The 15,039-nt window shown below is 47.8% G+C and carries 15 protein-coding genes; 8 read left to right on the top strand and 7 right to left on the bottom strand.

Annotation, left to right across the window (positions count from 1 at the left end; genetic code table 11):
- Nucleotides 1-161: 161 nt before the first annotated feature.
- The 4 genes from rpoH to ftsY all read right to left on the bottom strand — a co-directional run bounded on the left by rpoH (nucleotide 162) and on the right by ftsY (nucleotide 4,239).
- Nucleotides 162-1,025 (bottom strand): RNA polymerase sigma factor RpoH, encoded by an 864-nt coding sequence (rpoH, locus tag H4O21_RS16085; protein WP_182809896.1) that lies wholly within the window; start codon nucleotides 1,023-1,025, stop codon nucleotides 162-164.
- 153 nt (nucleotides 1,026-1,178) lie between these two features.
- Nucleotides 1,179-2,237 carry a permease-like cell division protein FtsX gene (ftsX, locus tag H4O21_RS16090; protein ID WP_182809897.1) on the bottom strand — a complete coding sequence of 353 codons (1,059 nt, stop codon included), beginning with the start codon at nucleotides 2,235-2,237 and terminating at the stop codon, nucleotides 1,179-1,181.
- A complete protein-coding gene (ftsE, locus tag H4O21_RS16095; protein WP_182809898.1) occupies nucleotides 2,234-2,905 on the bottom strand; it encodes a cell division ATP-binding protein FtsE in 672 nt (223 codons plus the stop codon). The genes ftsX and ftsE overlap by 4 nt, the downstream gene beginning before the upstream one ends.
- Nucleotides 2,906-2,949: 44 nt before the next feature.
- Complete coding sequence (gene ftsY / locus H4O21_RS16100) at nucleotides 2,950-4,239, bottom strand: signal recognition particle-docking protein FtsY (RefSeq protein ID WP_182809899.1); 1,290 nt, start codon at nucleotides 4,237-4,239, stop codon at nucleotides 2,950-2,952.
- 204 nt (nucleotides 4,240-4,443) lie between these two features.
- Between ftsY and rsmD the strand changes: the two genes are divergently transcribed.
- Nucleotides 4,444-5,073: a 16S rRNA (guanine(966)-N(2))-methyltransferase RsmD gene (rsmD, locus tag H4O21_RS16105; RefSeq protein ID WP_368737559.1), complete on the top strand. Its 630-nt coding sequence runs from the start codon at nucleotides 4,444-4,446 to the stop codon at nucleotides 5,071-5,073.
- A 104-nt stretch (nucleotides 5,074-5,177) separates the two neighbouring features.
- Here rsmD and H4O21_RS16110 read toward each other — a convergent pair whose 3' ends face one another.
- Complete coding sequence (locus H4O21_RS16110; RefSeq protein ID WP_182809901.1) at nucleotides 5,178-5,813, bottom strand: TetR/AcrR family transcriptional regulator; 636 nt, start codon at nucleotides 5,811-5,813, stop codon at nucleotides 5,178-5,180.
- Nucleotides 5,814-6,151: 338 nt separating this feature from the next.
- On the opposite strand from H4O21_RS16110, the gene coaD reads away from it, so the two are divergent.
- From coaD to H4O21_RS16130, 5 genes are all read left to right on the top strand, one after another.
- Nucleotides 6,152-6,634, top strand: coding sequence for a pantetheine-phosphate adenylyltransferase (gene coaD / locus H4O21_RS16115; protein ID WP_182809902.1), 483 nt, complete (start codon nucleotides 6,152-6,154; stop codon nucleotides 6,632-6,634).
- A 35-nt stretch (nucleotides 6,635-6,669) separates the two neighbouring features.
- Nucleotides 6,670-6,924 (top strand): YfhL family 4Fe-4S dicluster ferredoxin, encoded by a 255-nt coding sequence (locus H4O21_RS16120; protein ID WP_182809903.1) that lies wholly within the window; start codon nucleotides 6,670-6,672, stop codon nucleotides 6,922-6,924.
- Between the two features lie 120 nt (nucleotides 6,925-7,044).
- A complete protein-coding gene (locus H4O21_RS16125; RefSeq protein ID WP_182809904.1) occupies nucleotides 7,045-8,394 on the top strand; it encodes an MATE family efflux transporter in 1,350 nt (449 codons plus the stop codon).
- A gap of 130 nt (nucleotides 8,395-8,524) precedes the next feature.
- Nucleotides 8,525-8,647: a hypothetical protein gene (locus tag H4O21_RS25960; RefSeq protein ID WP_255487334.1), complete on the top strand. Its 123-nt coding sequence runs from the start codon at nucleotides 8,525-8,527 to the stop codon at nucleotides 8,645-8,647.
- Between the two features lie 205 nt (nucleotides 8,648-8,852).
- Nucleotides 8,853-11,420, top strand: a complete 2,568-nt coding sequence (locus H4O21_RS16130; RefSeq protein ID WP_182809905.1) for a sensor histidine kinase — start codon at nucleotides 8,853-8,855, stop codon at nucleotides 11,418-11,420.
- A 33-nt stretch (nucleotides 11,421-11,453) separates the two neighbouring features.
- Here H4O21_RS16130 and H4O21_RS16135 read toward each other — a convergent pair whose 3' ends face one another.
- Together H4O21_RS16135 and H4O21_RS16140 are read right to left on the bottom strand one after the other, a co-directional pair.
- Nucleotides 11,454-11,801 (bottom strand): response regulator, encoded by a 348-nt coding sequence (locus tag H4O21_RS16135; protein ID WP_182809906.1) that lies wholly within the window; start codon nucleotides 11,799-11,801, stop codon nucleotides 11,454-11,456.
- A gap of 144 nt (nucleotides 11,802-11,945) precedes the next feature.
- The gene (locus tag H4O21_RS16140) at nucleotides 11,946-12,572 is read right to left on the bottom strand and encodes a uracil-DNA glycosylase family protein (RefSeq protein ID WP_182809907.1); all 627 of its coding nucleotides are present in this window, start codon (nucleotides 12,570-12,572) and stop codon (nucleotides 11,946-11,948) included.
- A 385-nt stretch (nucleotides 12,573-12,957) separates the two neighbouring features.
- On the opposite strand from H4O21_RS16140, the gene H4O21_RS16145 reads away from it, so the two are divergent.
- Together H4O21_RS16145 and H4O21_RS16150 are read left to right on the top strand one after the other, a co-directional pair.
- On the top strand, nucleotides 12,958-14,544 hold the full coding sequence (locus H4O21_RS16145) for an EAL domain-containing protein (RefSeq protein ID WP_182809908.1): 1,587 nt from the start codon (nucleotides 12,958-12,960) through the stop codon (nucleotides 14,542-14,544).
- Between the two features lie 58 nt (nucleotides 14,545-14,602).
- Entirely contained in the window at nucleotides 14,603-15,028 is a 426-nt protein-coding gene (locus tag H4O21_RS16150) for a hypothetical protein (protein ID WP_182809909.1), read from the top strand.
- Nucleotides 15,029-15,039 lie beyond the last annotated feature (11 nt).

Genomic DNA, 15,039 nt, shown 5'->3' on the forward strand with positions numbered 1-15,039 from the left:
TATAAACAAACAATATATTAGCTCCATCTAACAAAAAGAACAATCACAGGTGGTTAAAAAACAGACAGGATAAAATGAGCAGTAAATAATAATCCGGATAATAAAAAAGGCTGCCCGGAAGGCAGCCTTTTCAGCAAAAAGAGGTGATTAACAGCGGATGATCACGACACCGTTATTTCCATCATCTTCTTCACTTTATTCATCGCATTTTTTTCCAGCTGACGAATACGCTCTGCTGAAACACCATAGACATCGGCCAGCTCATGGAGTGTTGATTTATCTTCACTCAGCCAGCGCTGTACCAGAATATCACGGCTACGATCATCTAACTGATCCATCGCCTGCTGCAGGCGGGATGATGCATCTGCCGCCCAGTCAGAATCTTCCAGTTCCTTAGCCGGATTATATCTGTGATCTTCCAGATAATAAGCCGGAGCCTGGTACGCCTGATCATCATCGTCATCGGTATAGGCATCAAAAGAAGCATCATGCGCACTCAGACGGCTTTCCATCTGGCGAACCGTTTGCGGTTTAACATCCAGATCACTGGCAATGGCTTCAACTTCATCATTATTCAGCCAGCCCAGACCTTTCTTAGCACTGCGCAGGTTAAAGAAGAGTTTACGCTGGGCTTTAGTGGTTGCAACTTTAACAATACGCCAGTTGCGCAGCACAAACTCATGTATCTCTGCTTTGATCCAGTGTACCGCAAAAGATACCAGACGAACCCCTACTTCAGGGTCAAAACGCTTAACAGCCTTCATCAGGCCAACATTGCCTTCCTGAATCAGGTCTGCCTGAGCAAGACCATAACCGGAATAGCTCTTAGCGATATGAACAACAAAACGCAGATGGGACAGAACCAGCTCACGGGCGGCATCCAGATCACCTTCGCCCTGCAGACGGCGTGCCAGAGTCTGCTCACGTTCCGCGGACAGTACCGGGAAGCTGTTAGCCACCTGAATGTAAGCATTCAGATCCTGTCCCGGAGACAGAGATTCAATTGTTTGCAGGCTTGTATTCATATAACCTCAACGGCGTTGTTTTATTCTGATCTAATCTGAACCTGTGTTACACAATAAGTTCAATTCAGGAGCGTTTAATATAGGCTGTCCTGCTGTTTTTGCAAGATATCCCGTGTTTCACTCTGTATTCTGTGCATTCGGCCACGTTCCAGTTTATCTGGGTTCTATTTCACCCAGATGACGGGCTACAGCCAGCCAGGCACCCAGCCAGCCCAATACTGTAGCAGACCCGATCAATAAAAGGGAATCCCCGATACCTAATCCGATTAATTCAAAACTGCTGGCATATACGCTGGCCAGATTTCTGACCGGCCCTTCAAGCCAGATCATACTGATACTGATAATCCACCAGGCCATCAGACCGCCCCCCAATCCATACCAGATGCCGGTATAGAGAAAAGGACGGCGGACAAAGGCATTATCAGCACCAATCAGTTTAATAACAACAATCTCATCCCGACGGCTTTCAATGGCCAGCCGGATAGTGTTACCCACCACCAGTAATACCGCCAGCCCCAGTAATAGTGCCAGTGCCAGCACAGCTCGCTGACTCAGCTCCATAATGTAATACAGGCGTTTCACCCAATTAAGATCCAGTTGCGCCTCTTCCACTTCCGGCATCTTTTTCAGGGCTTCCAGTAACCCGGCTTGCTTCTGTACATCACCGGCAGAAGCATCAGGACGGACGACCAGAACATTAGGCAACGGATTATCTTCCAGATAATCCAGTGCTTCGCCAAAACCGGAGAGCTCACGGAACTCCGTCATCGCCTGAGCTTTAGAGACAAAGTTGACGGTTGCAACATCGCCTCGCAGCTGAATACTGGATTGTAGTCGCTGGGCCTGCTCTTCTGAGATATCAGATCTCAGAAACAGGGAGATCTGAGACGCTCCATCCCAGTTGCTGGTTACCACCTGAGCATTCCCCAGGAACAGATACAACCCTGCGGGCAGAGCCAGCGCAATAGCCAGTACAGCCCAGGTCATCAGGCTGGAAAAAGGAGAACGCAGGATACGCCAGAGACTGTCTTTCGCCATCTGATTATGATGACGCCAGGTACTCCGGCGGCGACTGCTATCAGTAATTTCAGACTGACTGGCACCTTTTGGAGGTGCCGGATCGCCAACACGCTGCCTTCTCTTAGGTGTGGCCGGTACAGGCGCTACCCGAGGTGTTGCTCCACGGTTCTGACTCTTATCCGTTTCACTCATACGGCATTATTCCCATCACTGATCATAAAGCCATCTTTCAGGGTCAGAACCCTATTCCCCATGCTATACACCAGATCCAGATCGTGACTGGCAATCAGAATAGTGACGCCTGTTTCGTTAAACTGCCGGAACAGGTGCATCACTTCCGCCGATAGCTTGGGGTCCAGGTTTCCTGTGGGTTCATCTGCCAGAATAATCGGTGGTCGGGTCACAACCGCTCTGGCGATACCCACTCGCTGCTGCTCACCACCAGACAACATGATAGGACTCAGCTTCTCTTTATTTAACAGCCCGACTTTATCCAGTGCGGCCCGGACACGTCGGGCAATATCAGAAGGATCTGCCCCTTCAATCACCAATGGCAGGGCAACATTATCAAATACGGAACGATCGAACAGCAGCTGGTGATTCTGGAACACAACACCGATATTACGGCGCAGATGAGGAACATGCCGATCAGCCATCTGAGACAAGTTACGATCATGTACCATAACCAGTCCCTGAGTGGCCTTTTCCATACGCATGATCAGTTTCAGCAGGGTACTTTTACCGGCACCAGAGTGACCAGTCAGAAAGCACATTTCTCCTGGCATCAGGGTAAAACTGACTTGTTTAAGGGCTTCATGCCCGTTTTCGTAGCGTTTGCTGACGTTATCGAAGCGGATCATGGCATCCTGTGATCTGTTAAAAGGAGAGGCTAAAGCCTCTCTGTTTATGATTCAGACTGATCAAACAGTGCTTTAGTAAACTGATCGGCATCAAATGGACGCAGATCATCGGCCTGCTCACCAACACCAATAAAACGGATTGGAATTTCCATCTGTTTTGCCAGGGCAAAGACGATACCGCCTTTCGCAGTACCATCCAGTTTGGTCAGGGTGATACCGGTTAAGCCAACGGCTTCATCAAACAGGCTGGCCTGAGATAAGGCATTCTGACCGGTTCCTGCATCGACCACCAGCATAATTTCATGGGGTGCAGAGTCATCCAGTTTCTTCATAACCCGGGTGACTTTCTTAAGCTCTTCCATCAGATTGCTTTTATTCTGCAAACGACCCGCTGTGTCGGCAATCAGAATATCAGCCTGACGCGCTTTAGCCGCCTGAATCGCATCAAAAATCACTGAAGCACTGTCAGCACCAGTATGCTGAGCAATCACAGGCACCTGATTACGTTCACCCCATACCTGCAACTGCTCAACAGCGGCAGCACGGAAAGTATCTCCGGCAGCCAGCATAACGCTCTTGCCTTCAGCCTGATATTTTTTCGCCAGTTTACCAATCGTGGTGGTTTTACCGACCCCATTCACCCCCACCATCAGAATGACATAAGGTGTCTTCTCTGTGTCAATTTCCAGTGGTTTATTGGCGGGTTCCAGCATTTCGCGTAACTCAGTCTGCAGGGCTTTATACAGCGCCTGAGCATCATCCAGTTCTTTGCGCTTCACGCGCTCTGTCAAACGCTCAATGATATCGGAGGTGGCTTCCACACCAATATCAGCAACCAGCAACTGAGTTTCAATTTCTTCCAGCAGATCATCATCAATCTGCTTCTTGCCCAGAAACAGTCCGGCCAGTCCCTCAGTCAGGTTCTCACGGGTACGACCAAGGCCTGCTTTAATTCGGGCAAACAGTCCTTTTTTCTTTGGTTCTGGTTCTGGTTCTGGTTCTGGTTCTGGTTCTGGAAAATGCTCTGCCGGGACCTCAGCTACAGCAGCTTCTGCTGAAACCTTTATTTCTTCTTCGGACACAATCTCACCGGTTCGGGCCTGCGCTTCTGCTTCGCCCTCAGCACTCGGTTCAACTTTACCCAGTGTTTCCGCCTCGGTTCCGGATTGCTCCGGCATCTGTGGAGCCAAAGCCTCAGATGATGACATTTTATCGGGGATGCTATCCGGGTCAGACTGAACGGAAGTCTCTTCAGCCGTCCCATTTACAGCCTCTTCTGCCTGCTGCTCAGGCTCAGAGGACTTTTTGTTTTTACGTTTGAAAAAACCAAACATAGGAAAATTCTGCTCAGATGATAATGAAATTTAGCCGCGCCTATCCTACCACTTGTCGGACACGGGGGGTACAATCCACAACAGATTGTCCACAGGCACCGTTTTTTTTCTCTGATTTAACGCACTGCCAGACCTCTTAAACCGTTAGTTCTTACACCAAAGACGGATAATAACTCAGATATCATGCCCAGAAATCAACGTCGAGTGTCTCGTAACACTCCGAAAACAACAGGTAGAAAAGGCCAGGAGTCTGTATCAGTAAACGGTGCAGGGCGAAACCAGTTACGCATTATTGCCGGAGAGTGGCGTGGCCGGAAATTGCCCTTTCCAGACGGAGAAGGCCTGCGACCTACCGGGGATCGACTGAGAGAAACCGTGTTTAACTGGCTGTCTCTTTCCATTTACAGTGCCAGGGTACTGGACCTGTTCACCGGCAGCGGGGCTCTGGGATTAGAAGCACTATCCAGAGGAGCAGGTTCTGCAACCTTTCTTGACACCCATAACGGTGTTATCCGTCAGATGCAGGATAATCTGAGGCTACTGCAATGCAATAAGGCTGAAGTGATTCAGCAGGACGCCATTCTGTGGCTTAAGTCGCCTGCTGATAGCCACTACGATCTGGTCTTTCTTGATCCGCCATTTGGCCAGAACCTGTTATTACCAGCCTGTCAGTTGCTGGAAGAAAAACACTGGCTATCAGAGGATGCACTCATCTATCTGGAAGCAGAAAAAACACTGGACTTCAATCAGATACCGGATAACTGGGTATTGCAGAAAGAGAAACGGACCGGACAGGTCATCTGCCGTCTTTACCAACGCAACGCCGTGATGTAAAAAGCTGCAGATTAAAAGAAGTTTCAGAGCTGCGATCAGTTCAGATCAATAACCGGACTGCATCGCAACTCTGTATGACTGAGCTCTACCAGAGAAACTGGTATTTACTCTGGCTGGAAATGCTCCAGTAAACGCTCTGTTTCTTCCCGGGTAGCCTCCGTCAGGTACGGCATCTCCAGATAAGTCAGCTGATAAATCACACTGAATAGCTGTTCCTGGGTAATCTCTTCCTCTGTCAGCCCGCGAGCAGTCCTCAGGAATGTCGTCCAGCCGGTAAACAGCATCCAGACATTCAGCGCCAGGGGTTTATACTGATCCTCTCTCAGAACCATAAAACCGGATGCAGTCATAATGCGGTAGATTTGTTCAGTACGCTGAATATTGGATTCAGCAAATGCTTTATAGCGCTGCTGCAAATTCTCATCATTGGCCAGCATTCCCACCAGATCCCGGTGCATGAAGCGGTAATCCCAGATAATCCCCAATAATTTTTCAAGCAGGGCAGCCCGGTCTTCCAGTGTGATGGGACGGTCCGCCGGTAAATCGAATAAATCAGCAACAGTGTCTTCATACTGATCAAAAATTCGGGCGATAATATCGGACTTATTGCGATAATGGTAATATAAGTTGCCAGGAGAAATATCCAGATGAGCAGCGATATGATTCGTCGTTATTTTCCGCTCACCGTGAGTATTAAATAGCTCCAGGGCTGCATGTACGATGCGTTCTTTAGTTTTCACGGTCGTAAATCTCGGGTCTTTGCGTTCAAACTGCGATGCTTATATTCACAGCAAAAATGTCATTTGCTTTTTGTATGTTTTTTTATAAAGCATCCTGAATATACCATTTAAATCTAACACTTTCTGTAGGGCTAAGGTAAATAGAGCAAAGCTTTAAAGTAATTACTTTATTTTAGACCGGTATTGTAACTTTAACTTAAATTTCAGGTTGTGATCTGGATTCGGTAATGAAGATATCCTGCTGGCTATAACGATATAGCACATAGAAGTTTGTGCCAGTGATACATTTTGTTTACCATTCCAGCCTCTCTGAACCTGCGCATAACCAGGAAAATGCGATGACGACGGTTGTTTACCCAGGAACATTTGATCCAATTACCAATGGTCATACCGATCTGGTAGAAAGAGCCAGCCGGATTTTTGACAAAGTCATTCTGGCCATTGCAGCCAGTCCGCGCAAAAAGCCACTGCTCCCTCTGGAGCAACGAGTAGAGCTTGCGGAGGCCGTTGTCAGCCAGTACGGCAATGTAGAAGTCTGTGGTTTCGACTGCCTGCTTACCGACTTTCTGGCTCAGCAACAAGCTCGGGTAATTATCCGGGGGTTAAGGGCCGTTTCTGATTTTGAATATGAGCTACAGCTGGCTAACCTGAACCGTGCTATGGCTCCTGACGTAGAAAGCATTTTCCTGACACCAGAAGAGCGGAACTCCTATATCTCATCTACTCTGGTGAGAGAGATTTCATGCCTTAAAGGTGATGTAAGTAAATTTGTGCACCCGACCGTTGCGCAGGCTTTAAAAGAGCATTTTAAAAACGATTAGCATGATTAGCTTGTGATTTGTGATGAGGTAGCGTTATGGCTTTGATGATTACCGACGAATGCATCAACTGTGATGTATGTGAACCTGAATGTCCCAATGGTGCAATTTCTCAGGGTGATGAGATCTATGAAATTGATCCAAACCTGTGTACTGAGTGTGTAGGCCATTACGATGAGCCACAGTGTGTTCTGGTATGTCCGGTAGAGTGTATTCCTGAGGACCCGGATCATGCTGAAACCAAAGATGAACTGATGGAGAAATACAAAATCATCCAGGAATCTCTGGGCTGATTCTGCATTATCCTTCCGATACAGTACCAGTCGGTCTCTGCTGGTACTGTTTTCTTCTCCTTTTCTGATATAGCTGTTTAATCGGCAACGCCTCTGACCGGAATCCCTCCGGAGTAAAACATGTCTTTAACCCGATTCAGGCAGATTCTGGCCTTAGCCTTTCCCATTATCCTATCCAATATCAGTACGCCGTTACTGGGACTGGCAGATACCGCTGTACTGGGCCATCTGTCATCTTCAGATTATCTTGCCGGAGTCACCCTGGGTGCCAGCCTGTTTACCTTCCTGTTCTGGGGCTTTGGCTTTCTGCGCATGGGCACAACGGGCATGGTGGCTCAGAGCTGGGGGAAAAAAGATTACCAGAACGTTATTAATCTGCTTTGCCAGGGGATTGTGCTGGCTGTGCTGATCGCTCTGATCTTACTGATACTGCATCCGGTACTGATACCTGTTGGGCTGAATGGATTAAGTTCTGACCAACAACTGACAGCCCTGGCAGCAGACTATGCTTTCGTTCGCATCTGGGCTGCTCCGGCCGCTTTGATCAACTATGTACTACTAGGCTGGTTCCTGGCCTTACAGAACAGTCGCTTCTCATTCTGGATGCTGGTTCTGGGTAATAGCCTGAATATCGCGCTGGACCTCTGGTTTGTGATGGGACTGGGCTGGCAGGTAAAAGGCGTCGCACTGGCATCGGTCATGGCTGACTACGCCGTATTAGTCACAGGTTGCTGGCTGGCCTTTAAACGAATCAGGGAACTGAAGAGCCTCCGACCTGATATCCGGATTCACCCGGATATAAAAGGCATCGGCCGCTTGTTCCGGGTGAATCACCAGCTGTTAGTACGTACCTGGGTACTGCTGTTTGCCATGATCTTTTTCACGGCACAGGGGGCCGCTTATGGAGCCGATATTCTGGCAGCCAATGCCATTCTGATGCAGATGGTGATGTTTGTTTCATACGCTGCCGATGGATTGGCCCACGCCACAGAGGCCCTGGCCGGAGAACAGGCAGGTCAGAATAATCAGGCTCAACTTCAGCAAATCATACAACATAGTGCTTTGCTCAGCTTTCTGCTCTGTCTGAGCTTCAGTCTGGTTTATCTCATTGCCGGACAGTCCATTGCCACCTGGATGACCAGTATTCCGGAGGTACTCGACGCAGCAGGGCATTACCAGCCCTGGCTGGTTATGATTCCTCTGCTGGCGGCAGGCAGTTATCTGCTGGATGGCGTTTATATCGGCCTGACCCGCACAGAAATTATGCGTAATACCATTTTGCTGTCGACATCAGTCTATCTGCTGATCTGGTGGCTCAGCCAGCCTCTGGCCAATCATGGACTCTGGCTGGCCTTCACTGGCTTTACTTTGTCACGTTCGGCCAGTCTGTACTGGCACTATAGGTATCGTCTGACACCAGAAATGAAAGACAAGATTGTCAAAAAAGACATAACTGACAGACAAAAATAACTTTAAACCAGAATAGCTTGCCTGAAAAATTAAAAAAACCTTTAAATACAATACCTTAAATAATATCAAAAAGATGGCACTGAGGTTGCAAAACTGATGACAGACCAGTAAGAATTAAAGGAGATCTGTCATGAGCCATTCTGAAAGTTATGAAAACATTGGTGTTGTACCCACTCTGATAATGGCTGTAGCAGGCCTGGTACTTGGGATTCTGCCCATGCTGGCTCAGGTTGCTTTACTGCTGAATCAGTGAGATACGTCACACTTCGTCGTATAAAGCTCCCTTAGGGAGCTTTTTCTTTTCCGACAGAATTTTTTTTCCCTTTCAATGTATTACACTCTGTAAAGATAACTCTGCGCTATTCTTTTCCAGATTCAGGCCTTGGTCTGGTTTAATGATTCATTATTAACGCATATTATATAATACATTCTCCATTAGCTTGTTAGGGCTGAAACAGATGTCTTCTGATACTGTCGGCATAGGAATCCGGGCTAAACTGGTCGCCCTGTTCCTTCTGATCAAAGTAGTCCCCTTGATACTGCTGGCTCTGCTGGCCTGGCAGGGCGTACTTTATCTGGGAAAACAACTGGCAGCAGAAACCGATACTCTGAATAAAGAAGTCAGGGCAACCGTTGCTGATATGGGAGAAACCTTCAGCAGGGAAGCCGAAAAAGCCCTGAATGACCGGGCCAGGGAAGAGCTGGAACGTTTGACAACCGATACTGCCCGTGCCGTAGCCAACTTTTTATATGCAAGAGACCAGGATTTATTACTGGCCGCAAGCCTCCCTGTCGATCCGTCAGTGTATAAAAAGTTTATCCATCAGCGCCAGCGAGCACTGGTAGATGAAGGCCAGTGGCAATTAAGTGAAGATGGCTCTGGCTGGCAGCAGATGACAGACAGTACATCGGTTAAAAGCAGAGCAGTTACTTCATCGAATCCGGAAAACAGTCAGGACTTCCATTACCGGCCACCTGAGCAGGTGATACCCGATCATTATGTGCCTCTGTTCCATGAAATCACCTTTATCGGACTGGATGGTAAGGAACAGATCAAAGTCCAGACCTCTGATGTCTTACCATCTGACTTAAGAGACGTTTCAGTTCAGGCCAATACCTGGAGTAAGGCAGAACATTATTTTTCTGAAGTTAAAAAGCTGAAACCTGGCGAGATTTATGTTTCAGATGTGATTGGTCCTTATGTGCCCTCTCGGGCTATCGGTCCTTTAACGCCTTCTACAGCTGAAAAACGCAACATCCCATTTGAACCGGAGCAGGAAGCCTATGCCGGTAAAGAAAACCCTCTCGGCAAACGTTTCCAGGGTATTGTACGCTGGGCAACTCCGGTTGCCAGACAGGGTAAGGTAATCGGTTATGTTACCCTGGCTCTGAATCATGATCATATTATGTCATTCACCAATCACCTGCTGCCTAACAGTATGCGTTATGCCTCCATTGCAGATGCAAGTCAGGGGAATTATGCCTTTATGTGGGATTATATGGACCGGAATATTGTTCACCCGCGACATCATTCCATTGCAGGATTTAATCCGGAAACCGGTGAACGGGCAATTCCCTGGCTTGAAGCCGGTTTATATAACCGCTGGCAGGAAAGCGGACAACCCTTAAGAATGTTTCTGTCTGATGTTCGCGATTTTGAGAATCAGACACGCAGCAAACGTCCTGCCAAAGAGCTGATTGCCCAGGGACAACTGGGGCTGGAATGCCGTTATCTTAACTTTGCACCTCAATGTAAAGGCTGGTATGACCTGACTCAGTATGGCGGTTCAGGCTCCTTTCTGATTCTGTGGAGCGGTGTATGGAAACTGACAACAGCAGCCACCATTCCCTACTACACCGGACCTTACGGCACTTCCCCCCGAGGATTTGGCTTTATCACTATCGGAGCCAATATTGATGATTTCCAGCAACCAGCCAAGCAGACTGCCGAAGAGATGGAAACCCGGGTTGGCGAGCTGAGTAATAATCTTAAACAGCGCCAGAGTGATCTGCTGGATATCATTGATGGCATCATGCAGGATATTGCGATCAAGCTGACCTCTTCAACTCTGGTTATGGTGGCTATCGTGGTAGTCATTGCGATCTGGATGGCTTCTCTTATTACAGGTATGGTCAAATACTTCTCCTCCGGGTTGCGTAATATTGAACAGGGTAATTACAGCTTCCGGTTTGAACAGCAACGTAAAGATGAGCTGGGGCAGCTGAGTAAAGCTCTGAACCATATGGCAGACAGCGTTGAAGCCTCCTTTGAACTCTCTGATCAGGCCAGACAGGAGGCTGAAAAGGCCAGCCAGATGAAAAGTGATTTTCTGGCCAGGATGTCCCATGAACTGCGTACTCCTCTGAATGGAATACTCGGCTTTTCTGAAATACTGCAGATGGAACAAAAAGATGATGAAACAGCAGAATATGCTGGCATCATCTACAGCAGCGGGCGCCATTTATTACACCTGGTTGATGATATTCTTGATCTGGCCAAAATGGATGCCGGACAACTGGTACTGAACTACCGCCCGATTGAGCTGGCTAGCTGGCTACATGATCTGGCCAGTAGCCATACTCATGCAACGGCTAAAAAGTCTCTGGCTCTGGAAACCTGCTTTGACCTGCCAGAATCCTGCATTATGTATATTGACGACACCCGTTTACGTCAGATTCTGACCAACCTGCTGGATAATGCAATTAAATTCACCATTAAAGGCAAGGTAGACTTTAAAGCCAGCCTGAAAGGTAATCTGGTCATTTTTGATATCCGGGATACCGGTGAAGGTATTCCTGAATCAGCACAACCTTATATCTTTGAGGCTTTCCGCCAGGGATCAGAATTTGTCTCCCGCTGTCATGGTGGAACCGGGCTGGGGCTGGCAATCGTCAAAGAGTTATCGGAACTGATGCAGGGTGATATCAGCCTGGTGCATTCAGATACCAAAGGATCGCACTTCCGGCTACAGATCCCACTGGGGGCAGAACAGGATGTGATTAAAGATATGGTTCCTCAGGCCTGACAGCTCTGAGGAAAAGTCCAGAATCATCAGATATCAGAGCACTGCCAGCAGACTGGCAACAGAAATTGGCTTAGTCACAATGGCATCAAATCCCTGGGCCATAATCTCATCCTGCTCATGCTCCATCGCGTGGGCAGTGTAGGCCACGATGCGCAGATGCCCGAGCTGTTCATCGGCTCTCAATCGACGACAAACTTCCAGCCCATCCACTTCCGGCATATTAATATCCAGCAGAATATGGCTGAAGCTATTCAGGTCATCACGACCCAGCGCATCCGGCCCACCTTCAGATTCCACGGTATCCCAGCCGTTTTTACTCAGAATAACTGAAGCGATTTTGCGGTTAGAGGAAATATCATCAACGATCAGAATTCTTTTCATATCGGGGCCTGACAGATTGTTCACCGATCACTGAAAATTAGCAGAGCCTCAAACCGGATAGGCAGTTAATCCGGCTGTTCCCCTGTAGTCCGGTCTTCAGATTGAACGGAGTTTTATTATTAAAACACACATTATAACGATATATTACTCTCTGATAACATCTGGCAAGAGTAAGCGAATGTTACGTTGAAGCTCAGGGATAACGTCCTGTTCAAACCAGGGATTTTTTCTTAACCATAGCGTATTTCTGGGCGAAGGATGGGGTAGCGGCAGATATTCAGGCAACCATCGGGACCATTCTTGCACGGTCTGTGTCAGTGTTTTCGGTTTATCTGGCAGGTAATACTGCTGTGCGTACTGACCAACCAGCAGGGTCAGTTGAATATCGGGTAATTGCTCAAGTACAGCATGGTGCCATCGTGGGGCACATTCTGGTCTGGGGGGCAAATCACCGGATCGTCCTTTACCCGGATAACACAACCCCATTGGCATAATGGCAATCCGGCCCTCATCGTAAAATACGTCATCACTCAGTCCCAGCCACTGACGCAATCGTTTACCACTGGCATCATGCCAGGGAATAGAGCTTTCATGCACCCTGGTACCCGGCGCCTGACCAATAATCAGTACTCTGGCACTGCTCTTTCCCCGTATCACCGGATTCGCACCCAGAGGAAGTCCGGGTTCACAATACCGGCATTGCCTGATTTCAGAAAACAGCTGATCCAGAGTATTATCCTCCCCCTCCTCGACTCTGATCTGGTCACTCATATAACGCTCCTCATCCGCTATTCCATAACATCCGGGATATTCCCCATACACATCGTCTGATAATAAAGCAGATAAATGCTCTGACTACAGGCTGATCAGGCTGGGTTAGAAAAAGTATTGCTGCATATAGCACTCTTCGGTCAGCGGCTGGAAAACATCGCAATACTTTTGTTCAGCTGTATCTATCTGTCGGCTCTTATTGACGCGATAGCAGTAACCTCATAATTCCGATCAAAGCTATGTAGTGATTTGTTTTCTATAACTTTCAGGCAGTAGTTTTTTCTGTTTTTCAATGCTAGATTAAGTGTCTTTATTCCTGAAATCACTAATTAAGCAGCCGGAGGCAAAAATCATGCAGGGGATGCCCTCGTCAAAGGCGACCCATATGCTCAGCCGTCTTAAAGTGATTTCGGAACAGCATTCTCTCAGCCTTTCTTTAACTCTGATTTATCTGCTGTCACTGATATTAAGTAGCCTGTTTCTGGTGGTATGGCTTAACTGGCAGGTATCAGAAGATGGTCAACGCGGACTTCAACGACTGGAACACTTTATCGACCAGACCCGGGAAACGCTGCAGCAAATCACCCAACAGCATGAATATATAAACTGCTCGGCACAAACCATTACTGAGCTGAGGCAGCATGTATTTTTATCGAGTCGTCTGAAAGAAGTTGGTCTGATGGATCAGAACCATCGTATTTATTGCGTCAGCAATGCCGGCCCTGTCAACTTTAAGCTGTACCCTGAAACCCGAAAGCGTCTGGCAGACTCGACTAATGACATGACTCTCTCTCTGACCAAAGCCAAAATGAGCCAGTCCCGTTCATTATTTATCTACTATCAGGCTAAAGATGGTATGGGAGCCGATGCTCTGCTCAGACCTCAGACATTTCTGGATATTACCCGGCGTGAGCTGAATCACAGAGATCTGTTACTGGATGTGCAGGTAATAGGTAAAAGCCTGAATGAACAGGAACAGAGGAAACAAGAACCGGTTAAATCCTATCAGTTTGAGAGTCGGCATTATCCCCTGACCCTACGTCTGTGCATCACGGATGATTATCTTATCTGGTATCTGGTAAAGCATAGCTGGCTGGGTCTTCTGATCGGCAGCCTGTTCAGCATCCTTTATATGCACAACAGACTCAGACGACTGAGTCGTAACTCTTTATCATCCTCTCTGATTCGGGCGATACGCAAAAAAGAGCTGGAAGTATATCTGCAACCTATTTTTGATCAGCGTAATCAGCAGATTTGTGGCGCGGAAGCCCTGATGCGCTGGAAACATCCGGAAGAAGGTTTTATCTCACCAGGAATATTTATTCCTCTGGCCGAGCAGCTCGGCCTGATAGAAGACCTGACCGATCTGGTGCTGGATCAGGTATCAGAATTAATCCTTAAACACCCGGAACTGATCCATAACCGTTATATTTCAGTCAATATCAGCCGCTTGCACCTGTTGCAGAATAATCTGGCAGATCAGCTCCGACGGCGTTGTCAGAAGATGCCAGAGCTGGCACGCCATCTGTTACTGGAAATCACGGAAGATACTCCGTTTACAGAAGCGGAAGTTCAGCACATCATTCAACAACTGGAACATATACAGAGTGCAGGCATACGTCTGGCCGTTGATGATTTTGGTACCGGCTATTCCAGTCTGGACTTTATCCGCCGCTTTCCTTTCGATCTGCTGAAAATAGACCGGGTGTTTATCAATAGCCTGGGCAAAGAAGCCGCCATAGAACCTATGCTGGAAGCTATTGTCCGCCTGTCTGATGAACTGAACATGACGATCATTGCTGAGGGCATAGAACAGCAGGATCAGGCTGATAAGCTGGCTCAGCTGAATATCTTTCTGCTGCAGGGCTTTTTACTGGCCAGACCGATGCCAGAACATGACTTTATCACTTTATTGCAGCAACACGCACACGATCCGGAACAAGCCGCCCCGTTATCTGATGTAATGACCTGATAGCAGACAAACCAGCCGTTGTACTGGTAAGATTCAATAACCTGCTGCGGAGTGTATTATGTCAGTGCTATCAGTCTTTTATCAGCTCAGACACCCCTATATTCTGGTTGATCAGCAACAAAATCCGTTTCTGGTCAACCCCGCTGCTGAGTCTCTGCTGGCAGAAACACAGGCGACTCTGTCAGACAGCCTTCTGTGGCAACAAACCCTGATCCCTCTGTTACAGGGCACTTCTGAATTCAATGACAATCACTTTTATCATAATGGCCAGACATACCGGCTAACCGTCTCCGACCTGTCGTTGGAAGATCAGATAATTCAGGCGATACAGATAGAGGAAGCTCAGACGACACGAGAGCAGCTGCATAACCTGTACAGTTTACTGGATAATCTGGGAGCCTACGTAGTCAGCCCTGAAAAAGTCAGGTTTCTATCTAACCGAGCATCGGTTGGCTTTATTGCTCCAGGAAATAAAGCCAACTGATTTTCTGCTCC

The sequence above is a fragment of the Oceanospirillum sediminis genome (genome assembly GCF_014164585.1).
Taxonomy (GTDB): domain Bacteria; phylum Pseudomonadota; class Gammaproteobacteria; order Pseudomonadales; family Halomonadaceae; genus Oceanospirillum; species Oceanospirillum sediminis.